The organism is Clostridium sp. 2218st1_F5_2218SCRN_220325 (genome assembly GCF_039062665.1).
GTDB lineage: Bacteria > Bacillota > Clostridia > Peptostreptococcales > Peptostreptococcaceae > Intestinibacter.
Genome location: NZ_JBCLNH010000001.1, coordinates 79,445 through 102,032, shown reverse-complemented (window position 1 = coordinate 102,032; position 22,588 = coordinate 79,445). Strand labels below are relative to the sequence as shown.

Here is a 22,588-nt window from a genome sequence, read left to right as displayed (position 1 = left end):
AGGTGAAATAAATGGAAAAAGATTTATTAAGCCTTATTAAAAAAGCGGGGATAGTAGGAGCAGGGGGAGCAGGATTTCCAACCCATGCAAAGTTAAATGCTAAGGCTGAATATGTAATAATAAATGGGGCAGAATGTGAGCCTTTGTTGAGAGTAGATCAACAATTAATGGCTTTACATACAAAAGAGATTTTAGATGCATTAAGTTTAGTTGTTGAACATGTTGGAGCTAAACATGGTGTAGTAGCACTAAAATCAAAATATAAAGAAGCTATTTCGAGTGTACAAAGTATTATAGGGAATTATGATAAATTACAATTATTCGAGCTTGAAAACTTCTATCCTGCTGGTGATGAACAAGTTTTAGTATATGAAGTTACAGGGAGGATTGTTCCAGAGGGAGGAATACCTCTAAATGTAGGTGCTATAGTATCAAATGTAGAAACTATGCTTAATATTTACAATGCTTATTATTATGAAAAACCAGTAACTGATAAATATGTTACAGTTACTGGTGCTGTAAATAATACTAAAACTTTAAAATTGCCAATAGGAATGAGTGTTAAAAAAGCTATAGAGTTAGCTGGAGGTACAAGTTTAACTGACTTTGTAGTTATTAATGGTGGACCAATGATGGGGAAAGTTGTAGATATAGATTCTACAATTACAAAAACAACAAAAGGTCTTATAGTACTACCTAAAGACCACTCATTAGTAAAAGACTTACAAAAAGATATAGGAAAAATGCTAAAAGATGCAAAAACATCATGCATGCACTGTAGCCATTGTAGTGAAGTATGTCCAAGGGGGCTTATAGGACATGCTATACAACCACATAAGATGATGAGAATAGCGTCGTATGGAAGTCTATGTGACAACAATATCAGTACGGTAAATGCTTATTTATGTTGCGGATGTAGATTATGTGAATATGCATGTATTATGAATTTACAACCATGGAAACTAAACAACTTTTTAAAACAGACTATGAGACAAAATAATATAAAAAATACTTGCAACAATAAACCAGAGAAGGCACACCCTTTTAGAGAATTTAAAAGATATCCAGTAAATAAATTAATAAGACAACTGGGACTTACAGAATTTGATAGAAAGTCGCCTCTTGAAGATAAAATAATAGACGAAGATAGTGTTACTATTTTGATGAATCAACATATAGGCAAACCTTGTGCAGTGGCAGTTAAAGTAGGGGATAAAGTTCAAAAAGGTGACTTAGTTGGGATAATAGACAAAAATAGTTTGGGAAGCAATATTCATGCAAGTATTAGTGGTGTTATAAAAGAAATCAAAGATAATAAAGTAGTCATTGTTTCAGACAAATAATATAAATAGAATATCTATTAGATAAATTATGAGAAAGAGGGGATAAACTTGAAAAAAGCAATTGGTTTAGTAGAACTAAAAAGTACTCCCATTGGTATACAAACTGCTGATGAAATGGTCAAAGCAGCTAATGTAGAATTAGTTTTAGCAAATCCCGTTTGCCCAGGTAAATACATGATTGTAGTGAGTGGAGATGTCGGTGCAGTTAAAAATTCTGTTGAAAGAGGAAAATCAATAGCAGATGTATTTTTAGTAGAGAGCCATATAATAAATAATGTATCACCACAAGTTCTTGTAGCGATTGCTGGAGCTACAGATATAAAGGACTTAAAATCTATAGGAGCTATAGAAACTATATCTGCTTTAACAATAATAAAAGCTGCAGATATAGCAGTAAAAGCATCGAATGTCCAATTAATAGAAGTTAGAATTGCAAAAGGGCTAGGCGGCAAGGGATTTTTGATAATGACAGGTGAAATATCTTCTGTTAAATCAGCTATAAAATCATGTGAAAATGAACTTGCAAAATTGGGAGAAATAACATCTACATCAATTATCGCTTCTCCTCATAAAAGCTTATTAGAAAAAATAGTAATGTAATACTATTAAAAAAGAGTGATACTATATAAAATTGGGATAAATATTTTAAGGAGGGGAATGACTTGGATATTTATAAAGCATCATCTATAAGAGATCTTTTAAGCAAAGAAAACTTAGAAAAAGAAATAGATAACTTAACAAATATAGATATTTATCCTATAAATACATCAGGTTTATCTGGATCTAAAATGTATAAAATAGAACTTTACTCTAATAAAAATAAAAAATACCTTTACTTAAAAGTTAATAATCTACAAGAAGATTGGCTAGCAAAAGCCAGTAATGACAAGGGTAGGGAGTTAGTAATATTTAAAGATAACGTATATCCAAAGCTTGAAGAATATATAGATGGAATTTATATAGGATATTACTTAGGAAGTGATACATACGCAATTTTAATGAAAGATGTTTCGGAGTATATAGGCTCCAAAAATCATATGAATGAGTATTTGGATTATATAGACACACTAGCAAAATTTCATTCAAAGTTTACAGAATATGATGTTAATAAATACGAGAACTTATTAAATACAGAAAGCTATTATAATTTTTTATCCGTAGATAAATTTAAATATACAGAAGATATGAGAAAAGAAGTATACGAAGGATGGAAAGAGCTAAAACTCATCTTGGGAGAAAATTTATATGAAAAATATAATAATTTAAATAATATAGAAGAATTATATCCATATTTCCCAAAAACTTTTTTACATGGAGATTATAGACCAGATAATACACTGTATATAGATAAAAACAATATAAAGATGATTGATTTTGCTAATAGCGGATGTGGCCCATGTACACTAGATTTATTATGGTACATTATAACTTCTGTAGAAGCAGATATAGACAAAACTATACTAATAGATTTTTATCGAAAAAGACTAGAAGAATATAAAGGATACAAATTTACACAAAATACATGGAATACATTATTACAACTTGGATTACTATGTGCATGTAGAATGTTTTTAGCAGCTTTAATAATAAATACAGATTTTAATAATAAAGAACAGATGTTAAATATGGATTGGTGGATAGAAAATTTAAAATTTATACTTATAAATAAAACCTAATTAAAATCATTAAAAAAGTATCGATGAATTTAAATCTACAAGACTTTTCATCGATACTTCTATTTTCAATAAATATAAATTCCGGGTAAATATTTATTGCATATTTATTAAATTACAATTAGCAGATTTCTCCACCAACAGCTTTTATATCTTCGTTGTTTTCAACAGCAGCTTTTATACATAACTCTAAACCTTTAGTTATATCAGCAGCAGCCATTGATGGTGTGTTTGGTTTACAAACAACTTGAGATGGTATGTAAGGAACATGGATAAATCCACCTTTTATGTTAGGGTATTTTTTATCTATCATGTATAATATTCCGTACATAACATGGTTACAAACGAATGTACCAGCAGTGTTAGATACAGAAGCAGGTATACCATTTTCTCTCATTTCTTTAACCATAGCTTTTATTGGTAAGTTTGAGAAGTAAGCAGGTTGCCCATCTTCGAATATAGTGATGTCTATTGGTTGATTTTTTTCATTATCTTCTATTCTAGCATCATCTATGTTTATAGCAACTCTCTCTGGAGTTACATCAAATCTTCCACCAGCTTGTCCAATAGATATTACTATATCAGGGTTGTGTTTAACTATATTTTCTTCTATTTTCTGTAATGATTTTCTGAAAACAGTAGGTATCTCTAATTTTATTACTTCAGCACCAGCTATTGTGTCAGGAAGTTGTTTAACAGCTTCTAATGCTGGATTTACTGATTCTCCACCAAATGGATCAAATCCTGTTATTAAAACTTTCATTTTTATTTCTCCTTTAGTTAATACAACAGACTCCGGAATAATATATCAAAATATGTTGTATATTTATTTAATCAATTATAATAGTTTTTTTATATTAGAACCCTAAAGTATACATTAATATTATGTGAGCTACTAATAATAATGCAGCTAAAGGTGCTTGAGCTTTTATAACTCCGTTTTTATCTTTCATTTCAAGTAATGCAGCAGGTAAAACGTTGAAGTTTGCAGCCATTGGAGTAACTAATGTACCACAGAATCCAGCAGTTAATGCTAATATTGAACATATAACTGGGTCTCCACCTTGAGCAAATACGAATGGAAGACCTATACCAGCAGTTATTACTGAGAATGCAGCAAATGCATTACCCATTATAGCTGTGAATATTGCCATACCAACACAGTAAGCTATAACACCTGCAAGTATATTTCCTTGAGGTATAACAGATGATATTATGCTAGCTATTTTATCACCAACACCAGCAGCAGTGAATAATACACCTAAAGAAGCTAATAATTGTGGTAATATAGAGAATACTCCTATTGCTTGGAACATTCTGTTAGTATCTTCAACAGCTTCAGATGGTTTAGCTTTAGTTATTGCAAATGCTAATAATAAAGAAAGTGTAGATGCTATACCTATAGCTACAGTTCCAGGAAACTCTGTAAATGAAGCAACAAGCATTGCTATTACAGCTATTGATAAAGCTGGAACAAATATTTTTAAACCTAATTTTTGAGCTTTCATTTCTGTGAAAGTTGTATCTAATTGTTTTAAAGTACCAACATTAATTTGTTTAGTTGCTGATAAAATTGCTATAACGATTACAAGACATCCTACTAATACAGAAGGAAGTATTCTTGCGAATATAAATATAAATGCTAATATTCCCCAAAATAGGGCTGTACCTATTCTAGTTTTATGATTTTTATCTTTTAAAGTAAACACCATTGTTATTGCCATACATAATCCTATAAACATATAAAATACGTCTAATAGATTATTTGAAAGTGTTGCCATATCCATTATTTATTACCCCCTAAATCATTATTTTTAGAGTTGTATTTTCTACTCAATTGTCTATCTAGTAATATATTTTTTCCAACGCATAATACAAATGCTATTATAGCAACTGGTATTGCAGCTTTAGTAAGCGCCATTGGATCAACAGTCATTCCTAAAGAATCTAAAGTACCAACTATTAAAAGGATACCTGAGTTTGCCATAAATAAGTTTTGACCGAAGAAGTTACCTATATTATCTGCAAGTGCAGAATGAGCTTTTATTTTATCTAAATCCTTTTCTTCTAATTTACCGTATTTTACAGTAGCGGCACTCTCAGCCATTGGGCTTATAAGAGGTCTAACAAATTGAGGGTGACCACCAAGTGCAACACCTGCTGCTATTGTAGCTTCTCTTATGAAAGAATATCCACTTAAAAGTGTACCAGTAGATAATCCTTTTGCTTTTTCTATAAGCATAACTGCTTTTGCTTTTAATCCATATCTTTCACAAAGTCCTATAACAGGTAGTGTAAGCATGAATAAACATGTTGTTCTATTAGTGACAAACGCTTCCCCTAAAGTTGAAAGAATTTCAACTATATTCATGTGAGCTACTAATCCTGTAACTACACCAGCTGAAACAACAACTGCTATAGTATCTAATTTTAGGGCGAAACCTAAAATGATTATCAAAATTCCTATTAATTCCATTATAATATACCTCCATAAATGATTTTTTAAAAATTGTTGAATTTTATATTTATATTTTACAAGAAAAATAGGAAAACGTACAGACTAAATGTAAAAAAATATAGAAAAATGTAAAAAATAAGAGAAATTTGAAAATAAATACGAAGAAAAGCTAATATTTCCATAAAATCGGATTAAAAATTAAATTAAAATTAAAAAAATGATTTTAAAAATAAACTGCAAAAAATAGGATTTTAAAGAAATAATAGAAAATATTATAAAAAAAATAAAAAAATATTGCGATATTATCAAAATGATAGTACAATGAAATGGTTGGGTGTTATCAAAATGATAGCCGAAGTATTTTTAAAAAAAATTAAAAAATGTAAATATTATTATATACTTTTTTAGGTATTATATCCTATAATATACATAGGGTTTATAATAAATTAAATAAAAAACAAACAAAGACACAGGAGAAAGAGGAATGTTAGAAAGTAATTTTTTTACAAAGTTCTTACAACTTAGTGATTTTAGAACTTTGGCATTTATCGTAGCATTAATAGCATTATTTAAAGTAATCAACGTACTTCAAAAGAAAAAGGTTAGCTTTTCTACAAGAATGACTACTGGTACAGTTTTAGGATTAGTTTTAGGAGTTATAGTACAAGCCGTTGCTAAATTCCCAGATTCACCAAAGGATATAGCTTGGATAAGTGAATTATCTGGATGGTATGGATTTGTTGGTGGTGGATTTATAGACTTATTAAAAATGTTAGTTATTCCACTTATATTATTATCAATAACAAGAGTAATAATGAATATGAAAGGTGATAACCTTGGAAAACTTACAACAAAAACAATAGGATCATTAATAGGTTTAACAGTTTTCGCTGCTATAACAGGTATAGTATTAGCAATATTATTTAACCTTGGTCAAGGATTTGATGCAGGAAACAACACTGCTGAAATAAGAGAAGCAGTTTCTTTATCTGAAACAATAAGAGCACTTTTACCAAGTAATATAGTATCATCTATGGCAGAAGGAAATATAGTTGGTGTAGTTATATTCTCAGCATTTATAGGAACTTCAATAAGACGTTTAAGCAAAAAACATGCAGATACTATTGAACCTTTTGTAAGATGGGTTGAAGCTTTTTATAAAATAATAATAAGTGTAACTATGACAATAATTAAATTTATGCCATATGCAGTTATAGCTTTACTTGCAAACACTATAATTTCAAATGGAATAGGTGTACTTGCATCTGTTGGTAAATTTATAGTTTGTCTATATTTAGCAGTGATTATAATGTTAGTAGTTCATATGACATTAGCTATGTTAAATGGAGTTAGCCCAATAACATATATAAAAAATGCTTCAGAACCATTAATTATAGCATTTACTTCTCGTTCAAGTTTAGGAACATTACCTGTTACAATTGAAACTCTAGAGAAAAAATTTGATGTTAATGAAGGGGTTGCAAGTTTTGTTGCTAGTTTAGGAACAAATATGGGTATGAATGGTTGTGCAGGAATTTATCCAGCACTTACAGCTATAATGCTTGCACAAATAACTAATACACCTATAGATTTAAGTTTCTGTATAATGCTTTTAGTAATCATAGCAATTAGTTCATTTGGTATAGCTGGTCTTCCAGGTACTGCTACAATAGCAATATCTGTAGTTATATCTGGTATGGGTATGGAAGCATACTTCCCACTTCTTGGAGCAGTAATTGCAGTTGACCCAATAATAGACATGGGTAGAACTATGTTAAACGTAAGTGGTACAATAGCAAGTTCAATTATTGTAGATAGAAGTTTAAAAAGAGATGAAGAAAAAGCAAATAAGACAGTTCAAAAAGCTGTTTAATTTCTTTTAAAATAGAATAAAATAATTTTGAGATAAGAGGGCGTGCTATTAGATGGGAGAAATTCTGTCTTTTGGTTCGTCCTCTAAATTTAAGACAGATTTAGGAGGAAATATGAGAATAATTATAGTTGGAGGGATTGCTGCAGGAATGAGTGCAGCTGCTAAATTAAGAAGAACTGACAGAGATGCTGAGATAGTTGTATATGAAAAATCTCCACATATATCTTTTGGTGCTTGTGGACTACCTTATTATGTTGGGGGTAATTTTGACAATGTAGATAGAATGTTAGTTAGAACTCCAGAAAAAGTTAGAGAAACAGGAATAGATGTAAAAATAGAGCACGAAGTTGTAAGTTTAAATGTAAAAACAAAAACAATAGAAGTGAAAAATTTACAAAGTGGTGAAGTTTTTACAGATAATTATGATAGACTGATGATTGCAACAGGGGCAGCTACTGTAATACCACCTATAAAAAATATAGAAAAGGCTTATACACTTAGAAGTGTAGAAGATGGAGAAAAGTTAAAAGCAAAAATGCAAGATGAATCTATTAAAAAGATAGCTGTAATAGGGGCTGGATTTATAGGTTTAGAAGTAGCAGATGTTGCAAAAGAATTAGGCAAAGAAGTTTGTGTATTTAATTCAGGAAATAGAATACTTGAAAATGTACTTGATAAAGAAGTTACAGAAATACTTGAAGAAAACTTAAGAGCTCATGGAATAGAACTATACTTTAACTCAATGGTAACATCTATAGATACTTTAGATGGAAAAACTAAAGTTATAACTAATACTGATGAAGTAGAAGTAGATTTAGTTGTATTAGCTGCTGGTGTAAGACCAAATACATCATTCTTAAAAGATACAGGCATAGAAATGCTTGATAATGGGGCAATAGTAATAGACAATCAAGGAAGAACTTCTATAGAAGATATTTATGCTGCTGGAGATTGTGCAACAGTATACCACCTTGTAAAACAACAACAAGTTTATATACCACTTGCTACAAATGCAAATAAATTAGGTCGTATAGTTGGATCTAATTTAGGTGGAAAATCTGAAACATTCCAAGGGACATTAGGTTCAAGCTGTATAAAATTATTAGATATGGAAGCAGCAGCAACTGGAATAACAGAAGCAGATGCTAAAAAAATGAACTTAAATTACAAAGCTACATTTATAACAGATAAAAATCACACTGATTATTGTCCAGGACAAGAAAAAATATCTATAAAATTAATTTATGATGCAGATACAAAAGTAATATTAGGTGGACAAGCAGTAGGTAAATCAGACGCAGTACAAAGAACAAACGTACTTGCAACTGCAATATTTACAAAAATGACAACAGAACAACTTGGAATGCTTGATTTATGTTATGCTCCACCATTTGCTAGAACATGGGATGCACTTAATATAGCAGGAAACGTATCTAAATAATAAAATATATGTAAATAAGAATAATCTATAGCCAATAACAATAAAAGATGTTAAAATATACGTTAAAGTAATTTTACTATCTAAAATAAGGATAGATAAACAAGATAAATAGGACTCTCTTTATTCGAGTAATAATAAGGAGGGTCTTTTTATGCAATTATAAATTTTAAAAATCAAATAAATATAAGGAGGAATAATTATGACTAGTGATATGACAAAGGGAAATCCACTAAAAATATTCATTTATTTTACTATACCGCTTTTAATCGGAAATATCTTTCAACAGCTTTATAGTATGGTCGATACTATAATAGTAGGAAGATTTGTCGGTGTTAATGCACTTGCAGCATTAGGTGCATGTAATTCACTATTTTTCTTAGTAAATGGTCTAGTATTAGGACTTACAAGTGGATTTGCCGTCTTGGTAGCACAAAAGTTCGGAGCAAAGGACGAAAAAGGTGTAAAAAAAGCAGTAGCAAGTAATATAACACTTACTATAGTATTGACAGTAATAATCACAATAGTAGCATTGTTAGCAGTAAAACCACTTCTTAATATGATGAATACACCAGAAAATATTTATGAAGATGCAAGGGTATATATCACATTAATTTATGCAGGAATAATAACTCAAACGGGATATAATATGGCAGCAGGAATATTAAGAGCATTAGGAGATAGTAAAACTCCATTATATTTCTTAATAGTGGCATCAATTCTAAATGTTATTTTAGACTTAATTTTCATAATAAACTTTAATATGGGGGTTGCAGGAGCAGCTTATGCAACTAATATAGCACAAGGAGTATCAGCAGTCCTTTGTTTTATATATAGCTATAAGAAATTCAAGATATTAAGACTTAAAAAAGAAGACTTCAAAGTTGAAAAAGAATATTATACTACACATTTAAAAATTGCAATACCAATGTCAATGCAATTTTCAGTAACTGCAGTAGGTATAATAATAATACAAAGTGCAATAAATACATTTGGTTCTGTAGTAATAGCTTCTTATACAGCAGCATCAAAAGTTCTTCAATTAGTAATGCAACCATCTACATCTTTCGGTGTTACAGTTGCAACTTATGCAGGACAAAATTTAGGTGCTGGAAGATTTGATCGTATAAAACACGGAATAAAAATAATGAATATAGTTTCAATAATAACAAGTTTAATAGCTGGAGTTGTATTAGTTACACTTGGGAAATATTTTGTAATGTTATTTATAGAAAATCCAACGCCAGAAATATTTGATTATGCTCAACAAGTATTAAATTATTCTGCAATATTCTTTATACCTTTAGGATTTATATTTGTATATAGAAACGTGCTTCAAGGAATGGGAGAATCATTTGTACCAATGATGGCAGGATTCTTTGAATTAGCTGCAAGAGCTACAGTAGCTTTTACATTACCAAAAGTTATAGGTTTTACAGGTATATGTTTATCTGATCCAATCGCATGGATATCAGCAGCAGTACCACTTATGTTGACTTATTATATAAAAATGAAAAAAATAGATAAACGAAATAATTTAAAAGAAGAGTTAGAAGCAGCTCAAGAATTATAATAAAAAATAGCACTGGATAGATAAAATCTGTCTAGTGCTATTTTTTATTATTTTTTATTTTATTATACATAGTAAGTTATATTGACTTAAGATTAATCGAAAATAATCGAATAATAACACAAGATAGCAAATATATACGATTAAATGATTGAACTTTTAAATAATATTTTATAAAATATTATTTAGCAAATATTTACTATAATAGAGGGTGAAGCTATGAATTTTAAAAATGGTATTTTAGCAGTTTTAGTATCGGTATTTTTTATAATTACTCTAACTAATATATCTGAAGCACAAGAACATATAAATTTTAAACATATAACTATAGAAAATGGACTATCACAATCGAATGCCCAAACTATATACCAAGATAGTAATGGGTATATATGGATAGGTACTAACGAAGGTTTAAATAGATACAATGGGTTTGAGATGAAGGTATATAAAGCAGATAAAGATAAAAAAAATACAATAATTAATAACTATATTCTAAGTATTCAAGAGGATAATGAAAAAAATCTTTGGGTTGGAACAAATAAGGGGATAAGTAAAATAAATTTAGAAACAGAAGAAATTACAAACTATGAGCATGATGAAGATGGAAATACTTTTTTTAAAGTAAGAAGTATTTTATTAACAAAAAGAGGAACGGTTTTAGTAATAACACAAGATAATGTATATATGTATGATAGAGAATTCGACAAGTTCAAAGTATCTTTAAGCGAAGAAGATGTATTCAGCAAGGAAGATGTAATGGACATTGAAGAAGATAATTTTCATAATATATGGATAGGAACTGACAAAAGTTTAATTAAAATGGATAGAGGAACTATGAAAATCACCCAATATATTTCTCATGAGAATGTCGAAACATTAAAAGACGACAGAATAAATTCTATTTTAATTGATGATGAAAACAATCTATGGGTCTCGACCAATAACAACGGATTAATAAAAATACTTGTTAAAAATGGTGAAACACATAAGGTCATTAGGTACTACCATGATGCAAATGACGATACAACAATACCTTCTAACACCACAAAATCAATAATACAAGATGAAAATGGGATGATATGGATAGGTACGGATTCAGGTCTTTGTAAATACTTAGGTGATAATAAGTTTTATACATATCATAATAATTACGACTCTAATAGTTTATTAGATGACAATGTATATTCACTGATGCAAGATAGTACAGGATTAATATGGGTAGGAACATATACAGGAATTAGTATATTTAATCCAAATAATAAAATAATTCAATATAAAAGCGATCCATTAAATAAAAATTCTTTAAGCTCAAATGTAATACAAGGTGTATATGAAGATGAAGATGGCCTAATATGGGTAGGTACAAGAGATAAAGGTCTTAATATTATGGATAGAGAAAACAATAAATATATTAAGATTTCGGCAGGAGAAGGGACTTATGATATAACAAGCAACTTGATACGTGTTATCCAAGGTAGTGGAGATACTGTATGGGTTGGAACAGATTATGGACTAAACCAGATAAATAGAAAGACAATGGAAGTCAAAAAATACACCATGAATAATGGGCTGACAAGTGATAGGATAGAATCCTTGTTAATCGATAGTCGAGGGTATTTATGGATAGGTACTCAAGATGGTATAAGTATTTTAGATATAAAAACTGAGAAGATAGTAACAGTTGATAAAATGATAGATACTCTTAACAAGACTATTAAAGAAAAAGTCGGTGACGCTCATATACAAGAAATTTTTGAAGATAAAGATGGAGTATATTGGCTTGGAACTTATACAGCTGGTTCTATGATAAAAATAGATGTAAATCAAGACAAGATAAAAGTATTTAAACTATTTGACCATGAAACTAAGGAAGAAATAAATACAATAAAATGTATAGCCGAGGGCAATAACAATATATTATGGATTGGAACAAGTGATGGTCTAGTTAAATTTTATAAATCTAATGGAACGTCTATAAAATATACTGATGAAGATGGTCTTAGTAACAATACTGTTTATGGAGTGTTAATTGATGAAGATGGTAATCCATGGGCAAGTACAAATAAAGGAATTTCAAAGTTGGATTTAAAAACTAATGAATTTAGAAATTTAAGTACGGCTGAAGGATTACAAAGCAATGAATTCAATGATAAATCAGAGTATAAGACGAAAGACGGTGAGTTTATATTTGGTGGGATAAAAGGTTTAAATATTTTTAACCCAGCAGACGAAGAAGCCATGTTCTCATATTACGAACCAACAATCACATTTGAGAGTTTTATGGTAGATGGAGAAAAATATAAAAATATAGATAATTTACAATTTAAATATGATCAAAATGATTTAAAAATATCTTATTTTATACCACAATACAGAAATAACAACTTAAAATTTTATTATAAATTAGAAGGTGTTATGGATGAATGGACATCTACAAGTAATAACCAAGTTTTATTTAATAAGCTGGACCCAGGAAAATACACTTTTAAAATAAAAGCGAGAAACCAAAAAGGTGTAATGGGAGAAGAGTATAAAGTTACATTTACTATAAAACCACCACTTTGGAAAAGTAAAGGTGCAATAATATCTTATATTGTAATGATAATAATGCTAGTCTGCTACAATAGTACAAAAGTTAAAAGATTAGATAATTTAGTAGCTGTTAGAACAGAAGCACTTAGCAATGAGATGGAAACGAACAAACAGCTATTTGATAAAATTATAGAGGTAGAGAGAAATAAAAATAATTACTTTATAAATTTATCTCATGAGCTTAGAACACCATTAAATGTGATAAGTTCAGTAGAACAATTGATAACTAATTTAAATAAATCGCCAAAAGGAATATCAAGAGAAAAGATAGATGAGTATATGGTTGTTATGAATAAAAATATTAAGAGATTACTAAACTTAATTAACAACATAATAGATACTACTAAAATTGAAAATGGAAAATATAAAATAAATATTCAAGAAGAAGATATAGTATATATAGTTGAAGAATCAGCACTTAGTCTTAAAGATGCAATAGAATCAATGGGATTAAATTTAATTATAGATACTAATACAGAAGAAAAAATCATAAAATGCGATAGAAATGAAATAGAGCGTTGTATTATAAACTTACTGAGCAATGCAGCTAAATTTACTCCAGTAGGTGGAGATATAAAAGTAGATATTCTTGATTTAGGAGACAAAGTAAAAATAATAGTTGAAGATACTGGAATCGGAATAGAAGAAAAATATCATGCAGCAATATTTGATAGATTTAATCAAATAGTAGACGAGCACACTGAAGTAAAAGGTGGAAGTGGTCTAGGTCTTACTATAACAAAACATATAATCGATATGCACAATGGAGAAATATATGTTGAAAGTGAAGTAAATAAAGGAACTAAATTTACAATTATATTACCAGTTGATGATAGCATAGATGAAAATATCATTATATAAATAGATATATTTTGTAAAGAAATATATATAAATAGCCTATATTTGTATACGAAAACAACAATTATCGTATCGAATATGGGCTATTCTTGTATACGAGTAAGGATTGTATAGAAATATATAATGTCGCATTTTGAGGTAAAATATGGTAAAATAATTGAAACGGCTATTTCAACAGGAGGTTGCTATGAACAGAAATTTAATAACAGCGTTGATTTTGGCATCGGGTTTTTTACTGACATCTGAGCAAGAAAAGGATCAATATAAACCACAGCTACCAAATTTCAAAGATATACTAGAAGTAAAACATTCTATAAAAGGAAGAATAAGAATACAATGTAAGGTATTAAAGGGAAATCAGCATGGAGAGCAAGCATTATTAAACACTTTTTCACAGATACCGGGGATAATAGATATATCTGTGAATCCTTGTATTGGAACAGTAATTATAAAATATAATGAAGAAACAATCCAGCCAATGCTTATTATAGGAATAATACTAAAGGTATTAGGATTAGAAGATGAAGCTCATAATGAAAACAAATCTTTAATAACAAGAGAAAGTGCAAATATAGTAGAGAGTTTAAGTCATACAATATATGAAAAGACTAGTGGCGTATTAGATTTAAAATCATCAGTAATGCTACTTCTTTGTGTATATGCAGTGTATGATATTAAAACTAGACCAGGCCTTAGACCTGCTGGGCTTACATGCTTATGGTGGTTATACTCGCTTATCACAAGATAATATTAATCAGCTGAGAAAGGAAGCGCTAATAAAATGAATATAAAAAATCACATAATTAAACATTTTATAAAATTTAAAGTAGTACATTCAATACCGGGGAGATTGAGACTTAAAGTAAGTAATGCATCTAAAATACCACAAGAGGCAAAAGAATATGATAAATATGTAGTACAGGGATTAAAAATGCTAGAGGGTATAACAGACGTAGAGTTTAATTATATAACTGGAAGCGTAGTTATAAATTATGATACGAAAAAGACTTACGAAGAAAAAATTATAAAATGGATAAATAAAGTAATAGATATAGTTCTAGGTGACTTCAAGTTGATTGAAGAAAACGGACAAGACAATATTGAATTTGTGATAGATACTTTAGAGCAGAAATTAAATGAAGCAATAAAAACAATATAATAAATAATAAAAATGGGGTGATAGCAAGTGTTTGGACAAAAAAAGGACTTATTTGAGCTAAATATAGTCCATTCATTGCCGGGGAGAATTCGTTTAAATTGTAAGGCTATTGGATATCTTAAAGAATTTAATGAAGAAATCTTACAAGATATAATGGATTTAGGATTTATAAAAAAAGTAACAATAAATAATATAACAAGTAATATACTTATAATTTTTGATAAAGATAGAATTGATGAAGCTGACTTAAAAAATTTAATATCAGATATATTAAATAAATACTATCTATATGCATACAAACAACATAGAGAACGAGAGGCTTCAAATATAATTGAAAGAGAAAGAGAAGAAGATGTAAATGATATAGGTAAGAGACTTGTATTAAATGCAGGTTTAATTACTTATTCAGTAATAAAGAAAACAAATTATGCAGAAATATTCCCTGTTTATAAGAGATTTTTTAATCCTTGCTCGCTTGGAGCATTGTATTTAACTAAATCTCTATTTAAAGATGGGATAGGAGGGATGATTAAACACAAACGCCCAAATGCAGATACACTTACAATTTCATCTATAGTTGCGAGTATATTACTTGGAAACTCAACTTCAGCACTTACAATAATTTTATTATCAGATATAGCTGAATTTATGACAAGTTATACAATGAAAAAAACAAGAGATTCGATTAAACATATGATAGATTTAAATGAAGAATTTGTTTGGAAACAAGATGAAAATGGCGCAGTTAAACGTATATCAGTTGAAGATGCTAAAGTAGGAGACAAAATAGTAGTACATACTGGTGAAAAAATATGCGTCGATGGAAAAATAATAAGTGGAGAAGCTATAGTAGATGAGTCAGCTGTAACTGGTGAATATGTTCCACATATAAAGAAAATTGGAAGTGAAGTTTATTCAGGAACATTAGTTAAAAACGGAAATATCGTTATAAATACAGAAAGAGCTGGAGATGATACTGTAGTTTCAAGAATTATAAACTTAGTAGAAGATGCAGCATGTAATAAAGCAAAAGTACAAGATTATGCTGATAAATTCTCAAACTACTTAATACCATTTAACTTCTTCTTAGCAGGGGCAACTTACCTAGCAACTAAGAGTCCAACTAGGGCGCTAAATATGATGGTAATAGATTATTCATGTGGTATAAAATTATCGACAGCGACTGCATTTTCAGCAACAATAAACAATGCAGTTAAAAATGGTATATTAATTAAAGGTGGAAACTATATAGAAGCATTAGCAGAAGCCGATACTTTAATACTAGATAAAACAGGTACATTAACTGAAGGTAAACCAGAAGTTTTAGATATAGTAACAGCACAAGATATAACTTCGAGAGAATTGATTGAAATTGCATCAGCAGCAGAGGAAACATCATCACATCCTATGGCTAGTGCAATACTATCTAAAGCTAAAAGTGAAGGTATAAAAATACCAAAGCATGGAGAAGTAATTACTCATATAGCAAAAGGTGTTGAAACAAATATAGATGAAGACATAATTAGAGTAGGTAATAAAACTTTCTTAAAAGAAAATAACATAGATATAACTTTAGAAGATGAAGCCTTTAATTTAAAGAAAAAAGGTCAAAGTATAGTTTATGTAGCACAAAATGAAAAATTATTAGGGGTAATTGGAATTCAAGATAAAATGAGAGAAAATATGAAAAAATCTCTTAACAATATAAGATATCAAGGTGTCGATGAAATTCTTCTACTTACTGGTGATATAGAAGATCAAGCTAGTATAGTAGCGAGCAAAGTCGGTGTCGATGGATATGAAGCTGAATTACTTCCAGAAGATAAAGCAAAAACAATACTTAAATTACAATCTAAAAATTCTAAGGTAATAATGGTTGGAGATGGAATAAATGACGCTCCAGCACTTGCATATGCTGATGTAGGAGTATCATTAGGAGGAGGTTGCACAGATGCTGCAATCGAAACATCTGATGTAGTAATACAAACAGATGACCCTATGGCACTTCCAGCAGTTATGAATTTATCTAAAAAGACAATGAAAGTAGTAAAAGAAAACTTTGGATTGGTTATAGGAATAAATACTTTAGGACTTGTGTTTAGTGCGGCTGGTGTTTTACCAGTATTTTGGGGAGCTGTACTTCACAACTCTAGTACAATATTTGTAGTTTCAAATTCAATTAGATTACTATTTTCAAAAATTGAAAATAAGAGATAGAGGTGTTACTTTAAATTGAACTATCCAGTAATATTAGTTGAACATATGATTGAGGGAAGAATAAGGGTAAAATTATCGCATTCTATTATAGATGAAATTAAATTAAATCAATTCTTTACAAAAAAAGAAGGGATAAAATTAGTAAGATACAACCCTTATATAAAAACACTGCTTGTTGAGTTTAATTCAAAAAAAATAAGCGTGGAAAATGTAATATTTAAAATAGCAACAATACTATCAGAGATATATGGATTTTCTAAAATAAAATTTATATCTAATAATAACAAAACAGATATGCCACTTTTATCGTATTATTCTATAATATTAATATTAGGGGCAAAAATAGTAAAATATGTAAGTCCAACAGGACAGGTTCAAGAGTTCTTGAAATGGTTGGCAACAGGAACTACAGTAGGTGCTATTGTAGAACATGGTTATTCAGAAATGAGACAAAGGGGCACAATTGACCCAGAGGTGATGTCTATAATGTATTTAATAAATTCAATTGGAAAAGAAGGCAATATGTTAAATGCGTCTTTAGTAACTTGGATAACTACATTTGGCAGACATATACTTAAAAAATCAAATGAAACTTTTATCTTAAAGATTGAGAAATCAAAAATGAGATGTGAAGATAAACCATGTTATGATATCTCAATTTTATCTGAAGATATTAATAACAACAACAAACTTGATTCATTTCGATTATTTGCAAATGAAATAATCGAACGACAAAATAGCTTAAACTCCGGCTTTGGATATAGAGGCGGAGGAAGCATTAACAATGAAGGGATGTTTTTTAACCTTAAATAAATATTATAAATTAACTACACAGGAGGAGATATTATGGTAGTACTAGATGCAATAAACAAAGATCATTTAAAAGGAGCAGCAGTAGGAGTAGGCGTTTGTGCAGTAGGATATTATATATACAAAAAAAATCAAACTAAAGTAGATGGATTCCTAAAAAAACAAGGTATAAACGTACAAACTGTTAACCACAAAGATTATGCAAATATGTCATTAGAAGAGTTAATGGAATCAAAAGAATTAATAGAAGATTTAATAGCAGAAAAAGAAGTAAATGTTGAGTCTACTATGGAAGCAACAGCTTATGCAGAATAATAAATAATAATCTAAAATATTATGCTAAAATAAAATTAGAAAAGGGAATGACGAGAGGGTCATTCCCTTTTTCTATGCAGATATTAATTCTTTATTTAATGATGTATTTTCAAAAGAAGTATTTCTTTTAGCATAAACTGTTATACAAACTAAAGTGATTAATTCACTTACTGGAACTACTACCCAAAGTACTGTTGAAGGAAGTACAGATGGAAGTAAAAATGCTAACACTATGTTTAATAAGAATCCTCTTATTATAGAAATATATATAGCTACTTTTTCTTTACCTACAGATTGGAAATAGCTAGATATTAATATATTTATATTCATTATGCAAAAAGCACTTAAATAAAGTCTTAATGCTGGTATTCCAACAGATAGTATTTCAGAATTTGCTTGCACAAATACTTTAATAATTTGTCCTGTAAATAAAAATACTACTGCAAATAGTGAAACACCTATTATAGTTGTAGTTATTAAAGCGTATTTTAATACTTTTTTCACACGTGTATTTAGTCCAGCACCAAAGTTAGTTGCGATAATTGGTTGAGCTGCTTGAGCCACACCGTTAAATAATGCAAGACCTACTAATACACAGTTAGATATTATTCCATACACTACAATTCCGTTATTTCCAATATATTTTAAGATTTGGATATTAAATATAAATATTACAAATCCACTTGCAACCTCCATTATAAGGCTTGAAAAACCACATTTAAAAATTGGTGCTAAAAGGTTTAAAGATATTGTTTCTTTGTTTATTTTTACTCTGTTTTGTTTTTTAATAAAATGAGTAGATAAAACAAGTAGAGTAGTTAAGCTACCTATTACTGTTGCAGCAGCTGCCCCAAACATACCCATATCCATTGGGAAAACAAAAACATAATCTAAAATTACATTTAGAACTGAACCTGTTAATACAGCACACATAACTAGTTTAGGGTTTTTCATATTTCTCACAATAGGTGCAAAGTAATTAGACATCATAAATACTGGTGCAAATGCCATTATACATTTACCATATTCTAAAACTAAGTCTATTGTATCGCTGTTTGCTCCTAAGATTACACATAAAGGTTGTAAATAATAATTCCATATTAAACCTAAAATAATTGCTATTGATAATATTGATACAAATCCAGTTGCAAAGTATTGGTTAGCTTTTTTCTTATTTCCCATTCCATCTTCAGATGATATTAAAATTCCGCTGCCTATTCCAAATAATAAACCAATTCCGTTAAATAATAAAAAGAAAGGCATGAATATATTTAATGCAGAAATCCCTAAAGCACCAACGCCTTGACCTATTATAAGGGTATCAACTAAAAGATAAACTGATGTAACTAATGTTGAACAAACTGCTGGGACTAAATAATGAAAAAATACTTTGCTTTCTTTATCTTTTAGTAAATTTAATTTTTCCATAGACATTCTCCTTTCAAATTATAATAATTTATGTAACAAAAAAAGCCAAATAAGTATTGTACTTATTTGGCTGATTTATCAATCAAAAGGTGATCAGAACCAAAATAGTACTAAAGCGATTATAAAAAATATAATACGCCACTTATTATGGCTCTTTTCTGTATAAAAATTTTGTATGCTATTATAATAATATATTGTATACAGTGCGTCAATATAATTTATGTGTAAGGAAAAAAATACTATAATAATAAGGGGATAAATGTAAGAGGATATTTCCAAAATAAATAATAAGTTTATTTTAGAATATCCTCAAACTTTAGAGATTAAACATCATTGTTTTTTACTGATTTGTGTTTTGCATTTTTGTTTTTATTTTGATTTTCTTTAGTAATTGGAGTTTGACAATTACATTTTTTCATTCTTGCCATTTTATTGTCTGGTTGACTGTCTTTTGCCATATGATGTATTACACCTCCATAAGAATAATCTCAAATTTATGGTGTGTATTTTAAATAAATTTATGCTGACAATTTTTAAGAAGTTTTTATTAAATTTCAATTTAATTTAAAATGGAAAAATTATACATAAAATACGCTTAAAAACGCCCAATAAAATGTAAATATATGATAAAATTAAGTTGACATAAAAAGGGGGGAGCCATTGGGCACTCATATAAGGAGGGGTTATTTTATGCATACTATGAAATATAGTAATATTGAATTTGAAGTAAATATACCAGAAACACAAATTGCCTGCGAGTTGGAGTCTAATGTTGTGGATTTGCCACAGAGAAGTGTAAAAGAGCATATAGAATATGCTTTAGATAATCCAATTGGAGCAGGAGATATTTCAACAGTAGTTAAAAAAGGGGACAAAGTAGCAATAATAATATCTGATATAACAAGAAAATGGCAAGCTATACCTACATATTTACCAATATTAGTTGATAGATTAAATAAATGTGGTATAGCAGACGAAGATATAATCATCGTATCTGCTTGTGGTACTCATAGAAGACAAACAGACGCAGAACATAAAGAATTATTAGGAGAAGATTTATTTAAACGTTTAAAAATAGTAGACCATCAATGTGATGATAAAGAACATTTAGTTTATATGGGTGAGACATCTAGAAAAACTCCAGTATGGTTAAATAAATATGCAATTGATGCAGATAAAATTATATTAACTGGAGGAGTAGTGTATCACTTTTTAGCAGGTTATGGTGGAGGAAGAAAGAGCTTAGTCCCTGGAATAGCAGGAAAAGAAACTATAAATACTAACCACTGTAATGCCTTAAATCCTGGGTTTGGACAAGGTATAAATGAAAATGTTTATTCTGGAAATTTATCAAAAGAAAATCCATTCCATGATGACTTAGAAGAAGCTGCGGCAATGGCAAAACCAGCATATTTATTAAATGTTGTTGCAAATTCAGACCAACAAATAATAGCAGCATTTGCAGGAGATTGGATAAAAGCTCACAAAGCAGCAACTGAATTAGTAGACTCTATAGACGGTATTTATGTTGACGAAAGAGCAGATTTAGTTATAGCTAGTGCGGGCGGTTTCCCAAAAGATATAAACTTATATCAAACTTCTAAAACACTTTCAAATTCTAAAAGTATGATAGCTGATGGCGGAACAATGATAATACTATCAGAATGTAGTGAAGGATTTGGAAATCAAGATTGTGAAGATCAAATTGTTGAATTTACAAATATGGAAGATAGAGAAAGAGCATTGAGAGCTGACTTCTCAATAGGTGGATTTGTTGGATTTGATTTTTCTGATACAGCAGAAAGATATAATATGATATTAGTGACTGAAATACCAGCAGATAAATTTAAGAATACAAAAATACACGTTGTTAAAACTTTAGATGAAGCATTGAGAGTAGCAAAAGAATTAAATAATGGTTCAATCGACAACATGAAAGTCGCATTATTACCACATGGTGCTAATACACTACCTAAATATAGATAAAAATATTTTATATAAAAACAAAGGTCGCACAATTTAGTGCGACCTAATTTGATTGATTAAATTAGTATAATATTAAAATGTTTATTAAAATCGTTAGTTAAGCTTATATAAAAATCTAATTAATGCTCATCTTACTTATCATCTTCGCTTTTAGAATCATCAAAATCATCTTTTTTACTTGAGTCTATTGGATTATCATCTATATTTTCCTCAGTATCTGCTTTAATTTCCGTTTCATCGCTTGGCAAAACATCAACATCCGGCTCAATTTCTGTTTCAGTACTTGGTAAAGTGTCGATATCTGTTTCAATTTCCGTTTCATCACTCGGTAAAGCATCTACATTAGGCTCAATTTCAATTTCAGTGCTTGATAAATTATCGATATCTGGTTCAATTTCTGTTTCAGTACCTGACAAAGTATCAACATTCGTATCAATTTCCGTTTCAGCACTTGGCAAAATATCGACTTCACCTTCAGAAATATCAATCTGACTATCAATATCGTCTTTATTATCGACACTGTCATTTTTATCTTCATTACAATACGCATCGTCTATTTCATCACAATCATTACAATTTCGATACTTACAATCTTCATCATCAGTAGAAGTTCCGTTCAATTCAATCGTATCTGTTTTAAAAGGTGATAAAATAACGATTATTCCAAGTAAAAATAATAATGCTGATAAAATATACATGTGCATAATCAATACTAAAATTGATGCTATAATTATGACAATTCCTGTTTTTCTATGTTTAATTTTTTCAGAGTTGGCCAATTAAATTACCTCCTGTTCATTTGATAAATATATCAAAATTATCTTTTAGAAAAAAATAAGTGAGAAAATAAATTACTTTCTCACTTAAA

General features: G+C 29.2%; 19 protein-coding genes. 13 read left to right on the top strand and 6 right to left on the bottom strand.

Annotated elements, in window-relative coordinates; genetic code table 11:
- Window positions 1–11: 11 nt before the first annotated feature.
- The 3 genes from ABCM86_RS00435 (at window position 12) to ABCM86_RS00425 (ending at window position 3,019) form a co-directional block, all read left to right on the top strand.
- Window positions 12–1,343, top strand: a complete 1,332-nt coding sequence (locus tag ABCM86_RS00435) for an SLBB domain-containing protein (RefSeq protein ID WP_195929685.1) — start codon at window positions 12–14, stop codon at window positions 1,341–1,343.
- Between the two features lie 48 nt (window positions 1,344–1,391).
- Entirely contained in the window at window positions 1,392–1,943 is a 552-nt protein-coding gene (locus ABCM86_RS00430) for a BMC domain-containing protein (protein WP_195929686.1), read from the top strand.
- 62 nt (window positions 1,944–2,005) lie between these two features.
- Window positions 2,006–3,019 (top strand): phosphotransferase, encoded by a 1,014-nt coding sequence (locus ABCM86_RS00425; protein ID WP_343003216.1) that lies wholly within the window; start codon window positions 2,006–2,008, stop codon window positions 3,017–3,019.
- 118 nt (window positions 3,020–3,137) lie between these two features.
- On the opposite strand, the gene pcp is transcribed toward ABCM86_RS00425, so the two are convergent.
- From pcp to ABCM86_RS00410, 3 genes are all read right to left on the bottom strand, one after another.
- Window positions 3,138–3,779 carry a pyroglutamyl-peptidase I gene (pcp, locus tag ABCM86_RS00420; protein WP_343003215.1) on the bottom strand — a complete coding sequence of 214 codons (642 nt, stop codon included), beginning with the start codon at window positions 3,777–3,779 and terminating at the stop codon, window positions 3,138–3,140.
- A 94-nt stretch (window positions 3,780–3,873) separates the two neighbouring features.
- Complete coding sequence (locus tag ABCM86_RS00415; RefSeq protein ID WP_007285673.1) at window positions 3,874–4,803, bottom strand: DUF979 domain-containing protein; 930 nt, start codon at window positions 4,801–4,803, stop codon at window positions 3,874–3,876.
- Window positions 4,803–5,492, bottom strand: coding sequence for a DUF969 domain-containing protein (locus ABCM86_RS00410; protein ID WP_295575725.1), 690 nt, complete (start codon window positions 5,490–5,492; stop codon window positions 4,803–4,805). The genes ABCM86_RS00415 and ABCM86_RS00410 overlap by 1 nt, the downstream gene beginning before the upstream one ends.
- Window positions 5,493–5,958: 466 nt before the next feature.
- Between ABCM86_RS00410 and ABCM86_RS00405 the strand changes: the two genes are divergently transcribed.
- The 9 genes from ABCM86_RS00405 to ABCM86_RS00365 all read left to right on the top strand — a co-directional run bounded on the left by ABCM86_RS00405 (window position 5,959) and on the right by ABCM86_RS00365 (window position 18,306).
- Window positions 5,959–7,347: a cation:dicarboxylase symporter family transporter gene (locus tag ABCM86_RS00405; RefSeq protein WP_343003214.1), complete on the top strand. Its 1,389-nt coding sequence runs from the start codon at window positions 5,959–5,961 to the stop codon at window positions 7,345–7,347.
- 112 nt (window positions 7,348–7,459) lie between these two features.
- Complete coding sequence (locus tag ABCM86_RS00400; protein ID WP_295675198.1) at window positions 7,460–8,788, top strand: CoA-disulfide reductase; 1,329 nt, start codon at window positions 7,460–7,462, stop codon at window positions 8,786–8,788.
- Window positions 8,789–8,987: 199 nt separating this feature from the next.
- Window positions 8,988–10,358 carry an MATE family efflux transporter gene (locus ABCM86_RS00395; RefSeq protein WP_307993641.1) on the top strand — a complete coding sequence of 457 codons (1,371 nt, stop codon included), beginning with the start codon at window positions 8,988–8,990 and terminating at the stop codon, window positions 10,356–10,358.
- Window positions 10,359–10,574: 216 nt separating this feature from the next.
- Entirely contained in the window at window positions 10,575–13,808 is a 3,234-nt protein-coding gene (locus ABCM86_RS00390; RefSeq protein WP_343003213.1) for a two-component regulator propeller domain-containing protein, read from the top strand.
- 184 nt (window positions 13,809–13,992) lie between these two features.
- Window positions 13,993–14,553: an HMA2 domain-containing protein gene (locus ABCM86_RS00385; protein WP_343003212.1), complete on the top strand. Its 561-nt coding sequence runs from the start codon at window positions 13,993–13,995 to the stop codon at window positions 14,551–14,553.
- 33 nt (window positions 14,554–14,586) lie between these two features.
- Window positions 14,587–14,964, top strand: coding sequence for a cation transporter (locus ABCM86_RS00380; protein WP_195929984.1), 378 nt, complete (start codon window positions 14,587–14,589; stop codon window positions 14,962–14,964).
- 27 nt (window positions 14,965–14,991) lie between these two features.
- Window positions 14,992–17,181, top strand: a complete 2,190-nt coding sequence (locus ABCM86_RS00375; RefSeq protein ID WP_295733117.1) for a heavy metal translocating P-type ATPase — start codon at window positions 14,992–14,994, stop codon at window positions 17,179–17,181.
- Between the two features lie 15 nt (window positions 17,182–17,196).
- Window positions 17,197–17,994: a hypothetical protein gene (locus tag ABCM86_RS00370; protein ID WP_295675188.1), complete on the top strand. Its 798-nt coding sequence runs from the start codon at window positions 17,197–17,199 to the stop codon at window positions 17,992–17,994.
- Between the two features lie 33 nt (window positions 17,995–18,027).
- Window positions 18,028–18,306, top strand: coding sequence for a hypothetical protein (locus ABCM86_RS00365; RefSeq protein ID WP_295761999.1), 279 nt, complete (start codon window positions 18,028–18,030; stop codon window positions 18,304–18,306).
- Between the two features lie 72 nt (window positions 18,307–18,378).
- Here the strand turns inward: ABCM86_RS00365 and ABCM86_RS00360 are convergent, their stop codons facing one another.
- A complete protein-coding gene (locus ABCM86_RS00360) occupies window positions 18,379–19,734 on the bottom strand; it encodes an MATE family efflux transporter (protein WP_295733123.1) in 1,356 nt (451 codons plus the stop codon).
- Between the two features lie 323 nt (window positions 19,735–20,057).
- Complete coding sequence (locus ABCM86_RS00355) at window positions 20,058–20,192, bottom strand: hypothetical protein (protein ID WP_279325551.1); 135 nt, start codon at window positions 20,190–20,192, stop codon at window positions 20,058–20,060.
- Between the two features lie 232 nt (window positions 20,193–20,424).
- On the opposite strand from ABCM86_RS00355, the gene larA reads away from it, so the two are divergent.
- Window positions 20,425–21,720 carry a nickel-dependent lactate racemase gene (gene larA / locus ABCM86_RS00350; protein WP_343003211.1) on the top strand — a complete coding sequence of 432 codons (1,296 nt, stop codon included), beginning with the start codon at window positions 20,425–20,427 and terminating at the stop codon, window positions 21,718–21,720.
- A 131-nt stretch (window positions 21,721–21,851) separates the two neighbouring features.
- On the opposite strand, the gene ABCM86_RS00345 is transcribed toward larA, so the two are convergent.
- The gene (locus tag ABCM86_RS00345) at window positions 21,852–22,499 is read right to left on the bottom strand and encodes a hypothetical protein (protein ID WP_343003210.1); all 648 of its coding nucleotides are present in this window, start codon (window positions 22,497–22,499) and stop codon (window positions 21,852–21,854) included.
- Window positions 22,500–22,588 lie beyond the last annotated feature (89 nt).

Excerpts from the sequence above, each read along its gene's own strand:
- ABCM86_RS00355 (WP_279325551.1), bottom strand. The coding sequence starts at position 20,192 with ATGGCAAAAGACAGTCAACCAGACAATAAAATGGCAAGAATGAAAAAA.
- ABCM86_RS00380 (WP_195929984.1), top strand. The coding sequence starts at position 14,587 with ATGAATATAAAAAATCACATAATTAAACATTTTATAAAATTTAAAGTA.
- ABCM86_RS00390 (WP_343003213.1), top strand. The coding sequence starts at position 10,575 with ATGAATTTTAAAAATGGTATTTTAGCAGTTTTAGTATCGGTATTTTTT.
- ABCM86_RS00405 (WP_343003214.1), top strand. The coding sequence starts at position 5,959 with ATGTTAGAAAGTAATTTTTTTACAAAGTTCTTACAACTTAGTGATTTT.
- pcp (WP_343003215.1), bottom strand. The coding sequence starts at position 3,779 with ATGAAAGTTTTAATAACAGGATTTGATCCATTTGGTGGAGAATCAGTA.
- ABCM86_RS00410 (WP_295575725.1), bottom strand. The coding sequence starts at position 5,492 with ATGGAATTAATAGGAATTTTGATAATCATTTTAGGTTTCGCCCTAAAA.
- ABCM86_RS00435 (WP_195929685.1), top strand. The coding sequence starts at position 12 with ATGGAAAAAGATTTATTAAGCCTTATTAAAAAAGCGGGGATAGTAGGA.
- larA (WP_343003211.1), top strand. The coding sequence starts at position 20,425 with ATGCATACTATGAAATATAGTAATATTGAATTTGAAGTAAATATACCA.
- ABCM86_RS00395 (WP_307993641.1), top strand. The coding sequence starts at position 8,988 with ATGACTAGTGATATGACAAAGGGAAATCCACTAAAAATATTCATTTAT.
- ABCM86_RS00385 (WP_343003212.1), top strand. The coding sequence starts at position 13,993 with ATGAACAGAAATTTAATAACAGCGTTGATTTTGGCATCGGGTTTTTTA.
- ABCM86_RS00400 (WP_295675198.1), top strand. The coding sequence starts at position 7,460 with ATGAGAATAATTATAGTTGGAGGGATTGCTGCAGGAATGAGTGCAGCT.
- ABCM86_RS00360 (WP_295733123.1), bottom strand. The coding sequence starts at position 19,734 with ATGGAAAAATTAAATTTACTAAAAGATAAAGAAAGCAAAGTATTTTTT.
- ABCM86_RS00415 (WP_007285673.1), bottom strand. The coding sequence starts at position 4,803 with ATGGATATGGCAACACTTTCAAATAATCTATTAGACGTATTTTATATG.
- ABCM86_RS00365 (WP_295761999.1), top strand. The coding sequence starts at position 18,028 with ATGGTAGTACTAGATGCAATAAACAAAGATCATTTAAAAGGAGCAGCA.